Origin of the sequence: Arthrobacter sp. MYb23 (assembly GCF_002979775.1) — a bacterium.
In the GTDB taxonomy this organism is placed as follows: domain Bacteria; phylum Actinomycetota; class Actinomycetes; order Actinomycetales; family Micrococcaceae; genus Arthrobacter.
This window is the reverse complement of record NZ_PCPR01000012.1, coordinates 32,442-50,412: the sequence shown is the minus strand read 5'-3', so window position 1 is coordinate 50,412 and position 17,971 is coordinate 32,442. Positions and strand designations below refer to the sequence as shown.

At 63.6% G+C, this 17,971-nt stretch carries 18 protein-coding genes; 8 read left to right on the top strand and 10 right to left on the bottom strand.

What is annotated here, in order from left to right:
- Nucleotides 1-2: 2 nt before the first annotated feature.
- The gene (locus tag CQ020_RS13525) at nucleotides 3-356 is read right to left on the bottom strand and encodes a hypothetical protein (protein ID WP_024820337.1); all 354 of its coding nucleotides are present in this window, start codon (nucleotides 354-356) and stop codon (nucleotides 3-5) included.
- Nucleotides 357-358: 2 nt separating this feature from the next.
- Nucleotides 359-1,306, bottom strand: a complete 948-nt coding sequence (gene truB / locus CQ020_RS13520; RefSeq protein WP_181151879.1) for a tRNA pseudouridine(55) synthase TruB — start codon at nucleotides 1,304-1,306, stop codon at nucleotides 359-361.
- A gap of 34 nt (nucleotides 1,307-1,340) precedes the next feature.
- Between truB and CQ020_RS13515 the strand changes: the two genes are divergently transcribed.
- Nucleotides 1,341-2,495: a pyridoxal phosphate-dependent aminotransferase gene (locus tag CQ020_RS13515; protein ID WP_181151878.1), complete on the top strand. Its 1,155-nt coding sequence runs from the start codon at nucleotides 1,341-1,343 to the stop codon at nucleotides 2,493-2,495.
- 13 nt (nucleotides 2,496-2,508) lie between these two features.
- On the opposite strand, the gene CQ020_RS13510 is transcribed toward CQ020_RS13515, so the two are convergent.
- From CQ020_RS13510 to rimP, 6 genes are all read right to left on the bottom strand, one after another.
- Nucleotides 2,509-2,991, bottom strand: coding sequence for a nucleoside deaminase (locus CQ020_RS13510; RefSeq protein ID WP_105692314.1), 483 nt, complete (start codon nucleotides 2,989-2,991; stop codon nucleotides 2,509-2,511).
- An 84-nt stretch (nucleotides 2,992-3,075) separates the two neighbouring features.
- On the bottom strand, nucleotides 3,076-3,579 hold the full coding sequence (gene rbfA, locus CQ020_RS13505; protein ID WP_062067557.1) for a 30S ribosome-binding factor RbfA: 504 nt from the start codon (nucleotides 3,577-3,579) through the stop codon (nucleotides 3,076-3,078).
- Nucleotides 3,580-3,656: 77 nt separating this feature from the next.
- Complete coding sequence (gene infB, locus CQ020_RS13500) at nucleotides 3,657-6,533, bottom strand: translation initiation factor IF-2 (protein WP_105692313.1); 2,877 nt, start codon at nucleotides 6,531-6,533, stop codon at nucleotides 3,657-3,659.
- A 152-nt stretch (nucleotides 6,534-6,685) separates the two neighbouring features.
- Nucleotides 6,686-7,027, bottom strand: coding sequence for a YlxR family protein (locus CQ020_RS13495; protein WP_258141880.1), 342 nt, complete (start codon nucleotides 7,025-7,027; stop codon nucleotides 6,686-6,688).
- Between the two features lie 197 nt (nucleotides 7,028-7,224).
- Nucleotides 7,225-8,205 (bottom strand): transcription termination factor NusA, encoded by a 981-nt coding sequence (gene nusA / locus CQ020_RS13490; RefSeq protein ID WP_105692311.1) that lies wholly within the window; start codon nucleotides 8,203-8,205, stop codon nucleotides 7,225-7,227.
- A complete protein-coding gene (gene rimP, locus CQ020_RS13485) occupies nucleotides 8,205-8,816 on the bottom strand; it encodes a ribosome maturation factor RimP (protein WP_024820329.1) in 612 nt (203 codons plus the stop codon). Before rimP ends, nusA begins: the two co-directional genes overlap by 1 nt.
- Before the next feature lie 105 nt (nucleotides 8,817-8,921).
- Here rimP and CQ020_RS13480 point away from each other — a divergent pair, with 105 nt between their 5' ends.
- From CQ020_RS13480 to CQ020_RS13465, 4 genes are read left to right on the top strand one after another with little or no spacing between them, the layout of a single operon-like run.
- Nucleotides 8,922-10,061 (top strand): ferritin-like domain-containing protein, encoded by a 1,140-nt coding sequence (locus tag CQ020_RS13480; RefSeq protein WP_258141879.1) that lies wholly within the window; start codon nucleotides 8,922-8,924, stop codon nucleotides 10,059-10,061.
- 51 nt (nucleotides 10,062-10,112) lie between these two features.
- Nucleotides 10,113-10,841, top strand: a complete 729-nt coding sequence (locus CQ020_RS13475) for a VIT family protein (protein ID WP_105692309.1) — start codon at nucleotides 10,113-10,115, stop codon at nucleotides 10,839-10,841.
- Nucleotides 10,842-10,875: 34 nt separating this feature from the next.
- On the top strand, nucleotides 10,876-11,907 hold the full coding sequence (locus CQ020_RS13470) for an aminoglycoside phosphotransferase family protein (protein WP_258141878.1): 1,032 nt from the start codon (nucleotides 10,876-10,878) through the stop codon (nucleotides 11,905-11,907).
- Nucleotides 11,904-12,680, top strand: coding sequence for an aspartate dehydrogenase domain-containing protein (locus CQ020_RS13465; RefSeq protein ID WP_105692307.1), 777 nt, complete (start codon nucleotides 11,904-11,906; stop codon nucleotides 12,678-12,680). Before CQ020_RS13470 ends, CQ020_RS13465 begins: the two co-directional genes overlap by 4 nt.
- Nucleotides 12,681-12,713: 33 nt before the next feature.
- On the opposite strand, the gene CQ020_RS13460 is transcribed toward CQ020_RS13465, so the two are convergent.
- Nucleotides 12,714-13,511: a TSUP family transporter gene (locus tag CQ020_RS13460; RefSeq protein WP_024820324.1), complete on the bottom strand. Its 798-nt coding sequence runs from the start codon at nucleotides 13,509-13,511 to the stop codon at nucleotides 12,714-12,716.
- Complete coding sequence (locus tag CQ020_RS13455) at nucleotides 13,508-15,319, bottom strand: proline--tRNA ligase (RefSeq protein ID WP_105692306.1); 1,812 nt, start codon at nucleotides 15,317-15,319, stop codon at nucleotides 13,508-13,510. Before CQ020_RS13455 ends, CQ020_RS13460 begins: the two co-directional genes overlap by 4 nt.
- Before the next feature lie 510 nt (nucleotides 15,320-15,829).
- Between CQ020_RS13455 and CQ020_RS13450 the strand changes: the two genes are divergently transcribed.
- From CQ020_RS13450 to CQ020_RS13440, 3 genes are read left to right on the top strand one after another with little or no spacing between them, the layout of a single operon-like run.
- On the top strand, nucleotides 15,830-16,579 hold the full coding sequence (locus CQ020_RS13450; protein WP_105692305.1) for an ABC transporter ATP-binding protein: 750 nt from the start codon (nucleotides 15,830-15,832) through the stop codon (nucleotides 16,577-16,579).
- A gap of 8 nt (nucleotides 16,580-16,587) precedes the next feature.
- Nucleotides 16,588-17,331, top strand: coding sequence for an ABC transporter permease (locus tag CQ020_RS13445; protein ID WP_105692304.1), 744 nt, complete (start codon nucleotides 16,588-16,590; stop codon nucleotides 17,329-17,331).
- Entirely contained in the window at nucleotides 17,328-17,939 is a 612-nt protein-coding gene (locus CQ020_RS13440; RefSeq protein WP_105692303.1) for a TetR/AcrR family transcriptional regulator, read from the top strand. Before CQ020_RS13445 ends, CQ020_RS13440 begins: the two co-directional genes overlap by 4 nt.
- Nucleotides 17,940-17,971 lie beyond the last annotated feature (32 nt).

Here is a 17,971-nt window from a genome sequence, read left to right as displayed (position 1 = left end):
GGTCAGTACCAGATCTGATTCATGCGCGCGGCCATCACCAGCGCCGTAACGCCCACCGCCGCAAGGACGAAGTTACTCCAGTGGGTTCGTTCAAGAATGGCCCAATAGACGGCCCCCAACGGGATCATCATGGCAACAATGAGGTAGCCCCAGAACTCCCAGGCTTCACCGGCCATCTGCTCCCCCATGGCCACCCGGACGATCGAGCCCACCAGATACACCACCAAGGCCAGCTCAACGGCGAGGACCGAGAAGATGGTGGGGTCGTTAGGGGCCTTCTTCATTAAACCGGCCACGATGCACATGATGGTGGACACCAAACCGACGATGAGGATGGCGTAAAAGTATCCGTCCATGCCTATTTTGCCTGCCCGGCTGCGCTCTGCCCAGCTGCGCCGGTTCCCGTTCCCGGCGCAAAGACCAGCACGGGTTTTGCGAAATTGCCGGTATCCGCCAACAGGGCCACGAGCTCCCCTGAGGGCGCGAACGCTGCAGCGGGATTCTCTGCCGTGGCGGCGTCCGGGGTTCCTGCTCCCGGTCCGGCTGCGATGCGGCGGCCGAAGGAGATCTCCGTGGTTTCTTCCTCGCTCAGTTCCCGGTTGGGCATCAGCGAACGTGCCGCCAAGGACATCTCCAGGACCTCGAGCTCTTCCGCCAGTTCTTCCAAGGTGCGGGCCTGATCAAGGGAATACGGTCCGACCTGGGTCCTGCGCAGGGCTGTCAGGTGTCCCCCGACGTCCAGGGCGTTGCCGAGGTCCCGCGCCAAGGCCCTGATGTAGGTACCGGACGAACATTCCACGGTGACGTCGACGTCAACTACCTTGCCGCCGTCGATCCTGGTGATGGAGTGGATATCAAAGCGGTGGATGGTCACCGGGCGGGCCGCGAGCTTGACCTCTTCACCAGAGCGGACGCGGGCGTAGGAGCGTTCGCCGTTGACCTTGATGGCGCTCACGCTGCTGGGGACCTGCTGAATGGGCCCGGTAAGTGCGGCAACACCGGCGGCCACGGCGTGGTCGGTAACGTCCGCCGCGTTGCGGGCCTGGGTAACCTCACCTTCGGCGTCGTCGGTGATGGTGGTTTCACCCAACCGGATGGTGGCCGTGTACGTCTTGGAAGTGCCCACGATGTACGTCAACAAGCGCGTTGCCTTGTTGATGCCCAGCACCAGCACGCCGGTCGCCATGGGATCAAGCGTGCCCGCATGCCCCACTTTCCGGGTGCCGGCCAGCCGCCGCATCCGGCCAACCACATCATGGCTGGTCCATCCCTGCGGTTTGTCAACGATTACCAGTCCAGAAAGCACGCTTACCAGTATATGGGTGGCTAGGATGGCTCCCATGCCTGAGCTTGCCGCGCACGTCCGCGACGTCCCCGTGAACCAGATCCGCGAGATCACCGAAGCCGCTTGGTCCACCCCCGGAGCAATCGTGCTCAGCATCGGGGAACCGGGCTTTGCCCTCCCACGGCACATCCTGGATGCCGGTATTGCCTGCCTTGCCAGAGATGAGACCAACTACACACCCAACGCCGGGATTCCTGCGCTCCGGGAAGCCTTTGCCGCCCGCTTTCGGGAGCAGCAGAGCCTCACGCTCGGCGCAGAACGGGTCTATGTGGTGGACGGCGCCCAGCAGGGACTGCACTTTGCCATGAGCCTTCTCCTCTCCCCCGGCGATGAGATTCTTATTCCCAACCCCGGTTACCCCACTTTCGCCATGACCAGCCGGCTCCTGCACGCCGTGCCGGTTCGGTACCCGCTGTATCCGGAGAACGACTTTCAGCCGCACATAGAGGACATCGAGGCCCTCATCACAGCCCGGACCCGCGTGATCGTGTTGAACTCCCCCTCCAATCCCCTGGGTGCCGTGATCAGTGAAAAGGCCACCCGCGAGCTGGTGGAGCTGGCAGTCCGGCACGACCTCTGGATCGTCTCGGACGAGTGCTATGAAGCCTTCACTTTCGATGTCCCCCACGTCAGTCCCGCCCGGTTCGACAGCGAAGTCCCCGGTGAAGCACGGGTCTTCACGTCCCTGACGCTGTCCAAGACCTACGGACTCACAGGGCTTCGGATCGGGGCGCTGATTTGCCCGCCGGGGTTGGAACAGAAGATGAACAACGTGATGGAATCAATCGTGTCCTGCGTAGCGTCGCCTTCACAGTATGCTGCCCTGGCGGCGCTGACGGGCCCACAGGACTACGTTTCCCAGGCACGCGATCACTACCGAAGTAACCGGGACGCAGCGTCGGCGCTGCTGACGGACAAGGGAATCCCGTTCCTGGGCGCTCAAGGAGCGTTCTATCTGTGGGCCGACGTCTCGCACGTGAGCGGCGGGGACGTCCGGACCTGGGTGCGTAAGTTCCTGGCGGAATCTGGCGTGTCGTTCGCGCCCGGCACGGCGTTCGGGTCGATTGGTGAGGGATGGATCAGGATCGCCCTCTGCGGTGGCCAACAGGACCTGCTCGACGGCGTCAGCCGCCTCCCAGCCAAGCTCTAGTTTTCGCGGGTCTTCAGTACGCCGTCCGGTGGACGTGGTTCCGCCAGGCCTCGAAGGGTTCATCTGAGGAGGCCAACGCGGCATGCTCCACTGGCAGTAGTTCCGGCCTGGTGCCTGCGAAGTACTCATAGAACACGGCGTCGTCGAAGCCGGCCTTTGCCGCACCGTGCCGGTCTGCCGCGAAGTAGACCCGCCCGATCCTCGCCCAGAGCGTGGCGGACAAGCAGAGCGGGCACGGCTCGCAGCTCGCGTAGAGGACGGAACCGGTCAGGTCGAAACTCTTGGTGGCAGCCGCGGCACGACGAATCGCCACCACTTCGGCATGTGCCGTGGGATCGTGGTCCCGCGTCACACGGTTCACTCCCTCATGGACGATTCCGTCCGGGGTGACCACAACGGCACCGAACGGGCCGCCGCCGTCGGAAACGTTCTGCACGGCCAGTTTGATGGCTTGGTTCAGGTATTCATCACGTTGCTGAGGACTGTGCGCCGACATGCACTGATCCTAACGAGTTTGAGTACAGCTAATGCCCCTAAAACGCAGTCTTAGGGGCATTAGCTGTACAAAAACGCTGAGGTTCTAGCGGTTGGCGTCTTCGTCGAGCTCGTTATCGCCGGAGAGGTCAGTGTCCTCTTCGTCGAAGTCGTCCTCGTCGATATCCTCCGGGGCATCGCCCTTGTAGGGGTCAGCTTCGCCTGCGTGCTTGGCGCTGGCGGCCAAAGCGGCTACCTCTGCGTCACGACGCTTGGCTTCACGGAGCAGCTCTTCAAGGTTGGAGGCGTTGACCGGGATCTGGTCAGCCACGAACTCGAGGGTGGGAGTGAGGCGGACCGTGATGTTGCGGCCCACTTCCTGCCGCAGCACACCCTTGGCCTTCTCCAGTGCCCTGGCGGCATCCGCCTGGGCTACATCGTCACCAAAAACGGTGTAGTAGATGGTGGCGTGCTGAAGGTCGTTGGTGACGCGGGCGTCGGTGACCGTGATGGACTCGACGCGCGGATCCTTGACCCGGCGTCCGAGGGCCTCAGCAACAACCACCTTTATCCGCTGTGCCAGCTTGGCAGCGCGTGCGGGATCAGCCATGACTTCCTCCTGGAAAGTAGAAAAGGGAACGGAACGGGTCCGCCGGGGTTACCCGACGGACCCGTCCCAAACGGAACCTAGCTGCGCGGCTTCTCGCGCATTTCGAAGGTCTCGATGATGTCGCCTTCAGTAATGTCATTGAAGGAGCCAAGACCGATACCACACTCGAAGTCGGTGCGGACTTCAGTGGCGTCATCCTTGAAGCGCTTGAGCGTCTCAACGGTGAGGTTGTCACCGATGACCTTGCCGTCGCGGCTGACACGTGCCTTGGTGTTACGGCGGATGATGCCCGTGCGCACGATCGAGCCGGCGATGTTTCCGAACTTGGAAGAACGGAAGACTTCGCGAACCTCGGCGGTACCGAGCTGGACCTCTTCGTATTCCGGCTTGAGCATGCCCTTGAGAGCCATCTCGATGTCATCGATTGCTGCGTAGATGACCGAGTAGAAGCGCATGTCCACGCCTTCACGGTCGGCCAGTTCAGCAACACGCTCGGCCGGCTTGACGTTGAAGCCAATGATGATGGCGTTGTCCACCGTGGCGAGGTTGACGTCGTTCTGCGTGATGGCACCCACACCGCGGTGGATGACACGAAGCTGAACGTCGTCGTCTCCGACGTCGATCTTGAGCAAGGCGTCTTCGAGGGCTTCCACAGCACCGGACACGTCACCCTTGAGGATGAGGTTGAGGGTGTCGATCTTGCCTTCGGCAACGGCCTGGTCGAAGTCTTCCAGGCTGATGCGCTTGCGACGCTTGGCCAGTGCGGCGTTGCGGTCGGCAGCTTCACGCTTCTCAGCGATCTGGCGGGCCGTACGCTCGTCAGGTGTCACCAGGAAGGTGTCACCTGCACGCGGCACGTTGGACAGGCCGAGGACCTGAACCGGGCGGGACGGCAGTGCGACATCGAGTGCCTCGCCGTTCTCGTCGAACATGGCGCGGACGCGGCCGTGAGCCGTACCGGCCACGATCGTGTCGCCCACTGCCAGGGTTCCGGACTGAACCAGGACGGTGGCAACAGCACCGCGACCCTTGTCCAGGTTCGCTTCGATGGCAATGCCTCGAGCGTCCTTGTCCGGGTTGGCGCGCAGGTCCAGGGCGGCATCGGCCGTCAGCAGGACGGCGTCGATCAGTGCGTCGATGTTGAGGTTCTGGCGTGCAGAGACCTCAACGAACATGGTGTCGCCACCGTATTCTTCCGGAACCAGGCCGTACTCGGTCAGCTGGCCCTTGACCTTGTCAGGGTTGGCGCCTTCCTTGTCGATCTTGTTCACTGCGACGACGATCGGCACGTTGGCTGCCTGGGCGTGGTTGAGTGCTTCCACCGTCTGCGGCATAACGCCGTCGTCGGCTGCTACAACCAGGATCGCGATGTCAGTGACCTTGGCACCACGTGCACGCATGGCCGTGAAGGCCTCGTGACCGGGGGTGTCAATGAAGGTGATGTCGCGGGGCGTGCCCTCGTGGACGTGGCTGATCTGGTAGGCACCGATGTGCTGGGTGATGCCACCGTGCTCGCCGGCCACAACGTTCGAGTTGCGGATGGCGTCCAACAGGCGGGTCTTACCGTGGTCAACGTGACCCATGACGGTAACAACCGGTGCGCGTGCCTCGAGAACGTCGTCACCTTCGGCGTCGAGTTCGTCCTGGATGTTGATGTCGAACTGATCCAGCAGCTCGCGCTCTTCATCCTCAGGGGAAACAACCTGCAGCTTGTAGCCGAGTTCGGCGCCAAGCAGGCCAAAGGTGTCTTCGTCGAGGGACTGCGTTGCCGTTGCCATTTCACCGAGGTGGAACAGCACGGTCACCAGCGACGCGGGGTTCGCATCGATCTTCTCGGCAAAGTCCGTGATGGACGAGCCACGACGCAGGCGGATGATGGTCTCGCCATCACCGCGGGGTACCGATACGCCGCCCAGCGACGGAGCACTCATCTGCTCCAGTTCCTGGCGCTTGGCACGCTTCGACTTGCGCTGCTTGCCACGACCGGCGCCGCCCTTGCCGAAGGCACCCTGGGTGCCACCGCGACCGCGGCCACCCTTGCCGAAGCCACCGCCGGCGGGAGCTCCGCCACCGGTACCTGCACCAGGTGCGCCACCGGGACGACCCGGTCCGCCACCGGGGCGGCCTGCGCCACCCGGACGGCCTGCGCCACCGGGAGCAGGACGCTCAGTGCGGTTGGGCATCATGCCCGGAGTAGGACGGTTTCCGGCACCGGGGCCGCCGGCGGGACGCGGTGCGCCCGGACGGGGTGCACCGGGACGCGGTGCGCCCGGACGGGGACCACCAGTACCTGCTGCGGGACGGGGTCCACCGGCACCGGCTGCGGGACGGGGACCGCCGGTGCGTTCGCCGTCATTGCGGCGTTCGCCCCTGGGCATGCCCTGGGACGGTGCAAACGGGTTGTTGCCCGGACGCGGCGGACGATCTCCGTCGCCACCACGGCCACGGGGCATGCCCTGGGACGTAGCAAACGGGTTGTTGCCCGGACGGGGACCACCCGGACGCGGAGCCTGGCCACCTTGGCGTGCCGGAGCCGGTGTCTCTGCCTTGGGGGCAGGACGGGCGCCGGGCTTTGCCGAAACCGGGGTGGATGCAGCAGGCGCAGCGGGGGCTGCCGGGGCAGGTGCTGAAGGTGCTGCTGGCGAAGCGGCTGCCGGAGCTGCCGGAGCGGGGGCTGCAGGTGCCGGGGCCGGAGCCTTCGGAGCTGCAGGTCCCGGTGCCGGAGCGGCCGGACGGGATGCTGCGGGGCGGTTTGCCGCCGGAGCAGCTGCGGGAGCGGCGGCCTTGGCAGCGCCGGCACCCGGGTAGGCGTCGCGAAGCTTCTTCACGACGGGGGCCTCAATTGTTGATGAGGCGGAGCGAACGAATTCGCCCAATTCCTGCAGTTTGGTTACTGCATCTTTGGAAGTAATACCGAGCTCTTTGGCGAGCTCATGTACGCGGACCTTGGCCACATTTCTCCTGTCTCGGTCCGCACCGAGCCAGGCACGAACCGTCTACTTCTTACTGCGGGCCTTCGCCGCTTGCGCGATTGAAAGGCCCATTGCAGAGCGCAACAAAGTTGTCATCGTTACGCACTCATCGCTGGGAACTCATCGGGTTTCCATCAGTTTTCTGACCCGCTTTCAGGTTTGGACGGTTTTCCTGCGGTGGCCTGGGCCTCCACAAGTGGCGTGCCGGGCATCAGGTATCGTTCCACGGCGTCTGCGTTGGAAGCTCCCGCCAGGGCCCTTCCAAAAGCTCGCCGCTTGATCGCCAATGCCAAGCACTTTTCGCTGGGGTGCAGCCACGCACCCCTGCCGGCCATCCGGCGTCGTTCATCCACCAGAACAGCGGAAGAACCGCTGCCTTGGGCGACCAGCCGGACAAGCTCGGACCGGGAGCCTTGCTTCCGGCATCCGATGCACGTGCGAACAGGCCCGTGGCCGTGTTCAAGCAGTTCAGCCACGACGTGTCCAACCTGCCTTACGCTACTGGCACCCGACGGGCCCCGGTCCTGCGCATGCAGCTGAGGCACGCCAAAGCGCGCGGATACCGGACGTAAGCCCGGTTCCATCTAGTCTAGCCCCCCGGCCCCGGTCTCCCGAAACCAAGGACGCCGACAGCGCGGCGCGGAACCGGCGGCGGGGGCCGCCGGTTCAACCGCTAATCCGTCTTGGCCGGAGCGGCGTCCGAGACGATATCGATGCGCCAACCGGTCAGCTTGGCTGCGAGCCGCGCGTTCTGGCCTTCTTTGCCGATGGCCAGTGAAAGCTGGTAATCGGGCACCACGACGCGGGCCGAGCGGGTTGATTCGTCCGTGATTGTGACGGAATTCACTCGCGACGGCGACAACGAGTTGGCGATGAACGTGGCGGGGTCGTCGCTGAAGTCAACGATGTCGATCTTTTCGTCGTTGAGTTCGGTCATGACGGCCCGGACACGGGAGCCCATCTCGCCGATGCAAGCACCCTTTGCGTTGACGCCGGGTGTGTTGGCCTTGACGGCAATCTTGGTGCGGTGACCGGCTTCGCGGGCCAGTGCCACGATCTCCACAGAGTGATCCGCGATTTCCGGAACTTCCATTTCGAACAGCTTGCGGACCAGACCGGGGTGGGAACGGGACAAAGTGATGGAGGGACCCTTGGTACCGCGGTGTACATCCACCACGAACGCACGCAAGCGGCTTCCGTGGAGGTACTTCTCCCCCGGTACCTGCTCGGGCGGCGGCAGCAATGCTTCCACAGATCCGAGGTTGACCTGAATCATGTGCGGGTTGTTGCCCTGCTGGATCATGCCGGCCACAAGCTCGCCTTCACGGCCCTTGAATTCGCCCAGCACGTTGTCATCTTCCACATCGCGAAGGCGCTGCAGAATAATCTGGCGGGCTGTGCTGGCAGCGATGCGGCCGAAACCGGCCGGGGTGTCCTCGAACTCGCCGATGGGCTCGCCGTCGTCGTCGATTTCCGTCGCCCAAATGGTCACGTGACCGCTCTTGCGGTCCAACTCCGCACGGGCCTTTTCGAAGGCGCCGGGCGTCTTGTGGTACGCCACCAGCAGTGCTTGCTCGATGGTGGGAATCAGGAGATCCAGCGGGATTTCACGCTCACGCTCCAGGAGTCTCAGTGCGCTCATGTCAATATCCATTAGGCCTCCTCGGAAGGTCCGTTGTGCTCGTCTTCCAGCGCAGCCTCGTGGAGGTGGCTGAATTCAATCTCGACTTTTCCTTGGCGGATCCTGTCGAAAGGAATAGTGGTGGGTTCGCCTTGCTTGGGCTTCATGCCCTTCTTGACCTCATGCTCGGGGATGAGCGTCACGGCGTCGTCCCCCACAGAGGCAATACGTCCCAGGAGGTTGTCGCCTTGGATGACGTTGACCCTGACCATGCGGCCGCGGGCGCGGTGCCAGTGACGCGGTTCGGTCAGGGGGCGGCTTACTCCCGGGGAAGAAACCTCGAGGTCGTAGGGACGGCCGTCGTCATGGGGATCGTTGTCCAAAATATCGGACAGTCCACGTGAGACCTCCGCGATAGCGTCCAGGCTGACGCCTCCGGTCTCTTCCTGAGGAAGGTCCACGACGACGTGGACCGTGCGGTGTGAACCGGCAACGTGGATGGAAACATCCTCGAGGTAGAGCCTGCTGGCAAGGACGGCCGGTTCAAGCAGCGCTTTGAGCCTGCTCTCTTCCGGGTTGTGGATGGTGGCCGTTGAGTTCGATTCAGAACGGTCTTGTGAAGTCGTGGCTTCCGAGTCACTCACGTTGCCCGCCGCCTCCCGATAGATGTTGTTGTGACTACTAGCCTAACGATTTTCCCGGGAACATGGTGCACGGACTTCCCCGTCCACGTGACACCATGGTCTGTTGTGAACGGGGAAACAAGCGAAAAACGACGAACACCACCCTGGGGCCGGGTTTTACTGGTTGCCGTGGTGGCACTGCTTGTTGCCGGCACCGGAATGGTCCTTCTTCCGCGTGATTCCGGCACTCCCCCGGCTGTCTCGTTCTCCGAAGCGGCACGCTTGACGGCGTTGGAAGACACGTTGCTGCTGCGGGATTCGGCCACGACGCTTACGGAGTCCGCGGCTCCCGAAGCCGAAAGGCCGGCGCTCGGCAACGCTGTGACTTTGCTGACAACCCATGCCCAGGCCTTGTTGGGCCCTCACGGCGCAACATCAAGCGCAACATCCAGCGCGACTTCCAGCGCCATCCCGTCCGGCGCTGCGGCCACGGCCACAACCGCACCAAGCAGCCGCGGCTCTTTCCTGATGGGGTTGGCCGGCAGTGGCTGGAAGCGCCTGGCCGATGCCCGCACGGCCGACGGCGGGATTGCCCGCCTGCTTGCCGCCGTCGGATCCGCGCAGGTGCTTCAGGCCGAAAAGCTGGCTGCGGAGTGGCAGCTGCCCTTGCCGGATCAGACCACGGTCTTGGAAACCAAGGCTCCTGCGGCAACAGCTTTGGCAGCCTCCTGTCCCTCGGCCAGCCCCACTCCGGAACCGACGTCCGCTACCACCGACACCGCTCTGGCTGCGGTGGTTCGCTCGCAACAGCAAGCGGTCTACGTTTACCAAGTGGCCCTGAAGAGGCTGAATGAGACGAAGTCGGCGGCCGCTGCCAAGTACTTGCAGGTTCACGAGGCGCTGCTGCGGCAAGCAGAATCAGTCACCAGCGCCAACTGCGCAGACGTACCTACGAGCGAGGCGGGCTACCGGGTGCCGGAACAGCTCACCCAGGATCCGGCAACATTCCTTGGTTCCCTTGAACTTGCCTCCCTGCCTCGATTCGGTGACCTCGTGGCCTTATCCACGGATGAGACCCGTACGTGGGCCATTGATGGCCTTTTGGCCGCTGCCCGCAGGAGCACGGCCTGGGGCGCGCCCCTGCCTCCGCTGCCTGGACTCATGCTCGACGCCGGCGAGCTCCCTTCCCTGCCGACGCCCACCACCACGCCCACCGCAAAGCCCACCGCAAAGCCCGCCGCCACGACCGATTCCAAGGGCGGATAGGCGAGCCTATCCATGCTGGTCAGGACCGTCCGCCAGTGCTTGGCTTGAGGCATGGCCTCCACGGAAACTGCCACTACGCATGAGAATGAACCCCACCGGGACGATCTTGCACATCGGTTGAACTGGTTGCGGGCCGGCGTCCTGGGTGCAAATGACGGCATCGTGTCCGTCGCTGCGATTTTGGTGGGCGTGGCCGGTGCCACCACCAACACCGGGGTTATCCTCTCAGCTGGCACCGCCGGCCTGGTGGGTGGCGCCATTTCCATGGCCCTGGGCGAGTACGTGTCCGTCAGCAGCCAGAGCGACACCCAGAAAGCGCTGATCGAAAAGGAAAAACGTGAACTGGCGGAGCAACCCGAAGATGAGCTTCAGGAGTTGGCCGCCATTTACGAGTCCAAGGGGCTCAGCGCCAAGACAGCCCGGACAGTGGCTCAGGAACTCACCGAACACGATGCCTTGGCTGCCCACCTCTCAGCCGAGCTCAACATCCATGAAGATGACATCGTCAGCCCGTGGAACGCAGCCTTCGCTTCCGCCATAGCCTTCACCTTGGGAGCGGCCCTCCCCATGCTGGCCATGTTGCTCCCTCCACCCGGGATGCGGGTTCCCCTGACGTTCATCGCAGTCCTCCTGGCCTTGGCGATCACCGGTGCGGTGGGTGCATGGATCGGCGGCGCTTCCCGCTTCCGCGCAGCGGTCAGGGTAGTGCTCGGCGGGGCTTTGGCCCTGGCCGCCACCTTCTCGATCGGAACCCTGTTGGGGGCCAGCGGCGTTTTCTAAGGGGCGCGTGGCGACGCGGAGTTAGGCTGATGGCGTGAACCTTCACGCGATGATTCCCATCCCGGGCGACCTCCACGCCCGCTACAACCGCGACTCGGCGGGCAGGGATTGGCTGGCAAGCCTCCCGGGGCTCATCTCGGAGGCGTTGGACCGTTGGGAACTCTCAGTGGACCTGGCGCCGGGCCGCGAGCCTTGGAATGGCCATGGAGCCTTGGTAGTGCCCGTTATTCAGGGCGACATATCCGCTGCCTTGAAAATCGCATTTCCCCACGAAGAGGCACTGGTTGAGCGCTATGCATTGGCCCTGTGGAACGGTCACGGCGCTGTGCGGCTCCTCGCCTCGGACGACGCAAGTTGCTCCATGCTCCTCGAACGCCTGGATGCCTCCCGCTGGCTCCAGGACGCCCCTCTGGACGAAGCCAGGGACGCGTGGGGGGACATCATGCGCAAGCTTTCGATCCAGCCAGACCAGCGGGTCGAATGGCGGGCTTTGGACCATGTTGCCGCCACCGCCGAGCGGTGGAGCGACGAACTGCCTGCCGAATGGGACCACCTGGACCGCCCTTTTCCCCGGTGGTTGCTGGAAGCGGCCCTGGAGGTGTGCCAGACGCGCGGGGCTGTGGGGCGCCGCTCCGGAACAGATGTCCTGGTGCACACGGATCTTCACTTCATGAACATCCTTGCCACCACCGATGCCAAAAAGCTGTCCCTCCGCGGCGAGTATCTGGCCATTGATCCGCAACCACAGATTGGCGAAGCTGAGTTCGCGGTGGCCCCGATTCTGTGGAACCGCATCCACGATCTTCCGCGGACGGATCCGGAGGCCGGGTTGCTGGAGCGCTGCCATGACTTCAGCCGTGCCGCCGGGTTGGATCCTGAGGTTGCCCGGCAATGGAGCATCGCCCGTGAGGTGCAGAACGCGCTGTGGTACGCCGCGAAACCCCGGCACGCCGGTGACCTTGCCCGGTCCCTCTGGGTTGCCAGCACCCTGGCAGGCAGCACACTCGACGCCCTGCCGCGGGCGCACGATCTCCCCGACCCCGGCGAAGGGGGCCTGAGACCATGATCCTGAAAGTCGCACTGATTGGTTCCGGCGCCATTGGATCGCGGGTGGCGGAACTGCTCGACGCCGGGACCGCACCGGGAGTAGAACTCGCCGGCGTGGTTCCGCACGGTGATGCAGGGACGGGTTTCAGCTTCGAAGAGGCCCTGGACATCGCTGACGTGGTGGTGGAGTGCGCCGGCGTTGGATCAGTTGCCGAGTTCGGTCCCCGGATTGTTTCGGCCGGAAAGGATCTGCTGGTTACCTCGATCGGGGCGTTGTGTGATGCGTCCCTACGGAAAGCGCTGCTCGACGACGGTCCCGGGCGGACGCTCCTGACAACCGGGGCGTTGGGTGGGCTGGATGCGATCACGGCTGCCTGCGCAGGTGGCACCATTCACCGCATCACCGTGGAATCGCGAAAACTTCCTGCTGCGTTAATCCAGCCGTGGATGGATGGTGAAACGAAGGACCGGATTCTCACCGCTACCCACCCCGTGGAGCTACTGCGGGGCGGACCGGCCGACTTGATCAAGGCTTTCCCCAAATCAACCAACGTGGTGTCCGCGTTGGCCCTCGCCGCCGGCAATTGGGGTGTGGTGGAGGCGGTGTTGATCGCAGACCCTGCAGCCGAGCAGACGTCCCACCACGTCATGGCAGAGACTTCCTTGGGCACCTTTGACGTCCGGGTGACCAACGAGGCTTCCCGCAGCAATCCGGCGTCGAGCGCACTGGTGCCGCACGCCGTCGTCCGCGGTTTGAGGACGCTCGCCAACGCCAGTGGCAGCTTTATCTGACACCGTCTTAGTCTGGCACCGTGCGCAGCAGTTTTACGCTGCGAAGTTCTCGTTCCAGACGTCCACGCCGAGCTTGATGATCAAGGCGGCAACCACCACCAGGAAAACGATCCGCACAAAGCCGCTCCCCTTGGCCACAGCGGTGCGCGCCCCAAGATAGCCGCCTGCCATGTTTGCCAGCCCGAGGACCAGTCCCACGCCCCACAGCAATGACCCGTGCGGGAGGAAAAAGATCAAGGCTCCGGCGTTGGTGGCCATGTTGACGATCTTCGCCTTGGCGCTGGCCTCAAGGAAGGCATAACCCATGGCAGAAACGAGTGCGATCACCAGGAACGAGCCTGTACCGGGCCCGATCAAACCGTCGTAAAAGCCAATGACGGCGCCGATGAGGCACGCCACCACATAGTGTTTGTGACCGTCGTGGCGGAGGGCGGTCAGTTCACCGGCACTGGGACGCAGGGCAGTGAACACGGCGACGGCGATCAACGCCACCACAATGATCGGCTTGAAAACACTGGCAGGAAGCGACGCGGCAAGAATGGCTCCGCCGAAACTGCCGGCCAGGGCGATGACCGCCATGGGAATTGCGGTCTTCAGATCCGGCCCAACGCGGCGGTAGTAGGTTACGGCGCTGGTGGTGGTCCCGAAGATGGACCCCATCTTGTTCGTAGCCAGGGCCTGCACTGGGGTAATGCCCGGTACCAGCAGCAGGGCGGGGAGCTGAATCAGTCCCCCGCCTCCCACCACGGCATCAACCCAGCCGGCTGCGAATCCAGCCACCACAATCAGGATGAGTGTGGTGAGCTGGATTGATTCGAAGCCGGAAATCACCGGGATCGTACGGCGTTGACCACGTAATCCACGGCTTTGTCCACCGCAATGTTCTCGGCTTCGCCGCTGCGGCGGTCCTTGATCTCAACCACACCGTCCACCAGCCCACGGCCAACAGCCAGGATGGTCGGTACGCCCACCAGTTCCGCATCGCCGAACTTCACGCCGGGAGAGACCTTGGGGCGGTCATCGAAAATGACGTCCAGTCCGGCGGCTTCAAGCTCAGCGGAGAGCCTTTCAGCGGCCTCGAAGATCTCATCGCCACGACCAACAGCCACCACATGGACATCTGCCGGAGCCACGGAGCGCGGCCACACGAGGCCACGGTCGTCATGGTTTGCTTCAGCCAACGCTGCCACGGCACGCGTCACGCCAACGCCGTAGGAGCCCATGGTGACAACCTGCTGCTTGCCATTCTGGTCCAGGACCTTCAGATCCAGGGCTTCAGCGTACTTGCGGCCGAGCTGGAAAATGTGGCCCATTTCAATGCCTCGTGCAGTTTCCAGCGGTCCTGAACCGTCCGGGGCGGGGTCGCCCGCACGCACATCGGTGCTCTCGATCACGCCGTCCCAGGCGAAGTCGCGGCCTGCGACCAATCCGAAGACGTGCTTGCCGTCAGCGTTGGCCCCTGTCACCCAGCTGGTGCCGGAGACGACGCGGGGATCCACCAGGAAGAGAACCTTGGAAGAACCTTCAAGGCCCAGGACCGGCTCGTCGAGGGACAAACCGGGTCCGATGTAGCCCTTGACCAGCCACGGCAGCTTCTTGAGGTCTTCTTCGTTGGCAGCCTCCAGGCCGATTTCACCGGCGATGGGCAGGTGAAGGCCGATGTTTGCTTCCACGCGCTTGAGGTCCACTCCGCGGTCGCCGGGAACACCGATGACCACGATCTGGCGCTCACCCGTGGGGAGCGTTACGGCAAGCACGACGTTCTTGAGCGTGTCAGCGGCAGTCCATGCGCCGCCGTCGGACTCGCTGCGCGGAGCCATCTGGTTAGCGGCGTCCACCAGAGTATCGATGGTGGGAGTGTTCGGCGTGTCCAGGACCTGGGCGGCCGGCGCGTTGCTGAAGTCGATCTCGTCCGGGACAACAGTGGTCACGGCTTCGACGTTGGCATAGTAACCACCGGCCGAGCGTACGAACGTGTCCTCGCCGATCTCGGTGGGGAACAGGAATTCCTCACTCTTGGAGCCACCCATGGCACCGGCCGTGGCCGCGACGGGAATGACTTCCAGGCCGAGGCGCTCAAAGATCCTCAGGTAGGCACCGCGGTGTGCAGCGTAGCTTGCGTCCAGGCCCGCGTCATCGATGTCGAAGGAGTAGGAGTCCTTCATGATGAACTCGCGGCCACGGAGGAGCCCCGCCCGCGGACGTGCTTCATCACGGTACTTGTTCTGGATCTGGTAGAGGCTCAGCGGCAGGTCCTTGTACGAGGAGTACAGGTCCTTGACAAGGAGCGTGAACATTTCCTCATGCGTGGGGGCCAGGAGGTAGTCCGCGCCCTTGCGGTCTTGGAGGCGGAACAGGCCCTCGCCATATTCGGTCCAGCGGTTGGTGGCCTCGTAGGGTTCGCGGGGAAGCAGCGCCGGGAAGTGGACTTCCTGAGCTCCAATGGCGGACATCTCCTGGCGGATGATCTCCTCCACCTTGCGCAGGACGCTCAGGCCCAGTGGCAGCCACGTGTAGATGCCGGGCGCGGCACGGCGGATGTAGCCGGCGCGGACAAGGAGCTTGTGGCTGGCGACCTCGGCGTCGACGGGATCTTCACGCAGGGTGCGCAGGAACAGCTGGGAAAGGCGAAGGACCACGGGTACGTATCCGTTTCTATGGCAGATGTGGCAAAAACAACTGTCTACTAATCTACCGGCTGACTGCGCAGCCACTCGAACGGGCCGGGTTGGCGTCCCCAACAACGTGCACAAAGAAGAGCCACGCCGTCGCGTATGGAAGCCCCTGGCCGCATCCGGCTGGTCATCCTGCGATGGCGTGGCTCAGCGGCCGGCCGGCCGCAGACTCTGTCCGGAGACTAGATCGCCGTACCCTCCAGCGGAACGGGATCGCCTGCGGCTGGGAAGCAATGGAAACTGCCGAGCTCACGGATGGATTGGCCGCCGATGGCGCCCGTCAAGGTATTGATCATGATTCCCCCTGTACCACCCGCACCCCAACGACACGGCTTGGAAAGAACCTATGTGATCGCAGACACATTTTCAAGGATTGCCCGCTGCAACGGGGTTGCGACCCTTGACCGTGGTGCACGCCGGACTTACTTTTAATTCATCATCTGATGAATTATTGGAGCCGCACCGGAGGCCCGTATGACGCCCCTTCCAGCAGCAATCGAGGCGACGCGGCTTCAGGTGTCCCGCTCCCGCAGCAAGATCCTCAAAGGTTTGGACTTTACGGTTGATGCCGGCCGGATCACGGGACTCCTGGGCCCTTCCGGAAGCGGCAAGACAACTCTCATGCGGGCAATCGTAGGTGTCCAGCGAATCAGCCAGGGAAACCTCACCGTCCTCGGCCGCCCGGCCGGCAGCGCACCGCTCAGGCACGACGTCGGATACGTCACCCAGGGTGCCAGCGTGTACTCGGACCTGAGCGTCCAAGCGAACGTGCGTTACTTCGGAGCCATGCACGGCGCGACGGCGGCGGATACCGCGGAGGCAATTGCCGCCGTCGGGCTTGAATCGCTGGCCCGACACAAGGCTGCGGACCTGTCAGGTGGACAATTCAGCAGGGTCTCCCTCGCCTGCGCCCTGGTTGCGCACCCGAAACTGTTGGTCCTGGACGAGCCCACCGTCGGGCTTGATCCAGTGCTGAGGGCCGAGCTATGGGAGCGATTCGCTGCCATGGCTGCGGCCGGAACAACCCTGCTGGTCTCCAGCCACGTGATGGAGGAAGCATCACATTGTTCCTCGCTGCTGCTCCTGCGGGATGGCCTCCTGCTGGCGCAACTGACTCCCACGGAGTTGGCTGGACGCGGGCGGAGCGAAGATCTGGAGCGGGCTTTCCTGACCATCATCAAAGCCGCTGACCGTGGTCAGGAAGAAAGCCAGGTGACGTCTTGAATTTCCGCATGACGTTTGCCACCACAACACGGGTTCTGGGACAGCTGCGGCACGATCACCGGAGCGTTGCGCTGATCCTTGTGGTCCCCGCATTGCTGCTGACCGCCGTCTATTTCCTCTTCGAGAACGAAACACTCCCACCGGGGTTTCCCCGCACCTTTGACCGCGTTGGCCTGATGATGTTGGCCATCTTTCCCTTCGTGGTCATGTTCCTGGTCACCTCCATCACCATGCTTCGGGAGCGTACGTCCGGGACCTTGGAGCGACTCCTGACCACCCCCATCCATAAGGCAGACCTGCTGTTCGGCTATGCCTTGGCCTTCTCCATCATGGCCACCCTGCAGTCTCTGGTGGCGACGGCTGTGGCCTACTGGGTTTTCGACCTCGACATCAAGGGAAGCCCCGGCTTCGTAGTGATGATTGCCGTCATCAACGCCGTCCTGGGCGTCGCCCTGGGACTCCTGTGTTCCGCCTTTGCCCGCACGGAGTTCCAAGCCGTGCAATTCATGCCAGTGGTGGTGGTCCCGCAGATCCTGTTGTGCGGCTTGTTCGTGGCGCGGGAGCATATGAACGAGGTCCTGGAGGCTATCTCCGGAGTCCTGCCGCTCACGTTCTCCGTGGATGCCTTGAAAGAGATCGCAGGGAACGCCGATGCCACGGCAACGATGTGGCAAGACGCCCTGGTCATGGGCGGGATCGTCCTGGGTGTCCTGGTCCTGGCATCACTGACCCTCCGACGACAAACCCGATGAGCCTCCCCCAATCGCGCCGGGGACGCCGAAGCGCAGGAGACCATTCGAGGGAAGCCATCCTCTCAGCTGCACGGAAACTCTTTGCCGAACAAGGGTTCGAAGGGACGAGCCTGCGGCAGGTGGCACGGGAGTCATCGGTGGATCCGGCCATGGTGCACCACTTTTTCGGAAGCAAGGATGAGCTTTTTGCCGCCAGCGTGGAGTTGCCCGCCGACCCGGCAGAGGTTCTTGCCGGCGTCGAAACCCTGGACCCTGCAGTGAGGGCTGAGGCGATTGTCCGCGCCGTCCTGCGGCTATGGGAGAGTCCCGCTCAGCACGGGCTGGTGGCCTTCGTCCGGGGAACCATAGGTTCCAAGGCCAAGACGGCACTGATGCGCGAGATGGTCAACCGCACCATCCTGCCCAAAATCATGGCAGGACTTCCAGGCCCGGCAGACGAAGTACACGCGCGCGGCAATCTTGTGGCCACGCAAGTGGTGGGGCTGATGTTGGTCCGGTATGTGATCCGACTCGAACCGCTGGCATCGGCGGGTCAGGACGACGTGGTCCGCTGGGTTGCTCCCCCCATTCAGCGCTACCTCACGGGGAACCTGGACTCCCCCGAATAAATGCCTGCGGTGGCTCTTCCCAGGCCTGGGAA

Excerpts from the sequence above, each read along its gene's own strand:
- CQ020_RS13525 (WP_024820337.1), bottom strand. The coding sequence starts at position 356 with ATGGACGGATACTTTTACGCCATCCTCATCGTCGGTTTGGTGTCCACC.
- CQ020_RS13515 (WP_181151878.1), top strand. The coding sequence starts at position 1,341 with ATGCCTGAGCTTGCCGCGCACGTCCGCGACGTCCCCGTGAACCAGATC.
- CQ020_RS13510 (WP_105692314.1), bottom strand. The coding sequence starts at position 2,991 with ATGTCGGCGCACAGTCCTCAGCAACGTGATGAATACCTGAACCAAGCC.
- rbfA (WP_062067557.1), bottom strand. The coding sequence starts at position 3,579 with ATGGCTGATCCCGCACGCGCTGCCAAGCTGGCACAGCGGATAAAGGTG.
- nusA (WP_105692311.1), bottom strand. The coding sequence starts at position 8,205 with ATGGATATTGACATGAGCGCACTGAGACTCCTGGAGCGTGAGCGTGAA.
- CQ020_RS13475 (WP_105692309.1), top strand. The coding sequence starts at position 10,113 with ATGGCCTCCACGGAAACTGCCACTACGCATGAGAATGAACCCCACCGG.
- CQ020_RS13465 (WP_105692307.1), top strand. The coding sequence starts at position 11,904 with ATGATCCTGAAAGTCGCACTGATTGGTTCCGGCGCCATTGGATCGCGG.
- CQ020_RS13450 (WP_105692305.1), top strand. The coding sequence starts at position 15,830 with ATGACGCCCCTTCCAGCAGCAATCGAGGCGACGCGGCTTCAGGTGTCC.
- CQ020_RS13445 (WP_105692304.1), top strand. The coding sequence starts at position 16,588 with ATGACGTTTGCCACCACAACACGGGTTCTGGGACAGCTGCGGCACGAT.
- CQ020_RS13440 (WP_105692303.1), top strand. The coding sequence starts at position 17,328 with ATGAGCCTCCCCCAATCGCGCCGGGGACGCCGAAGCGCAGGAGACCAT.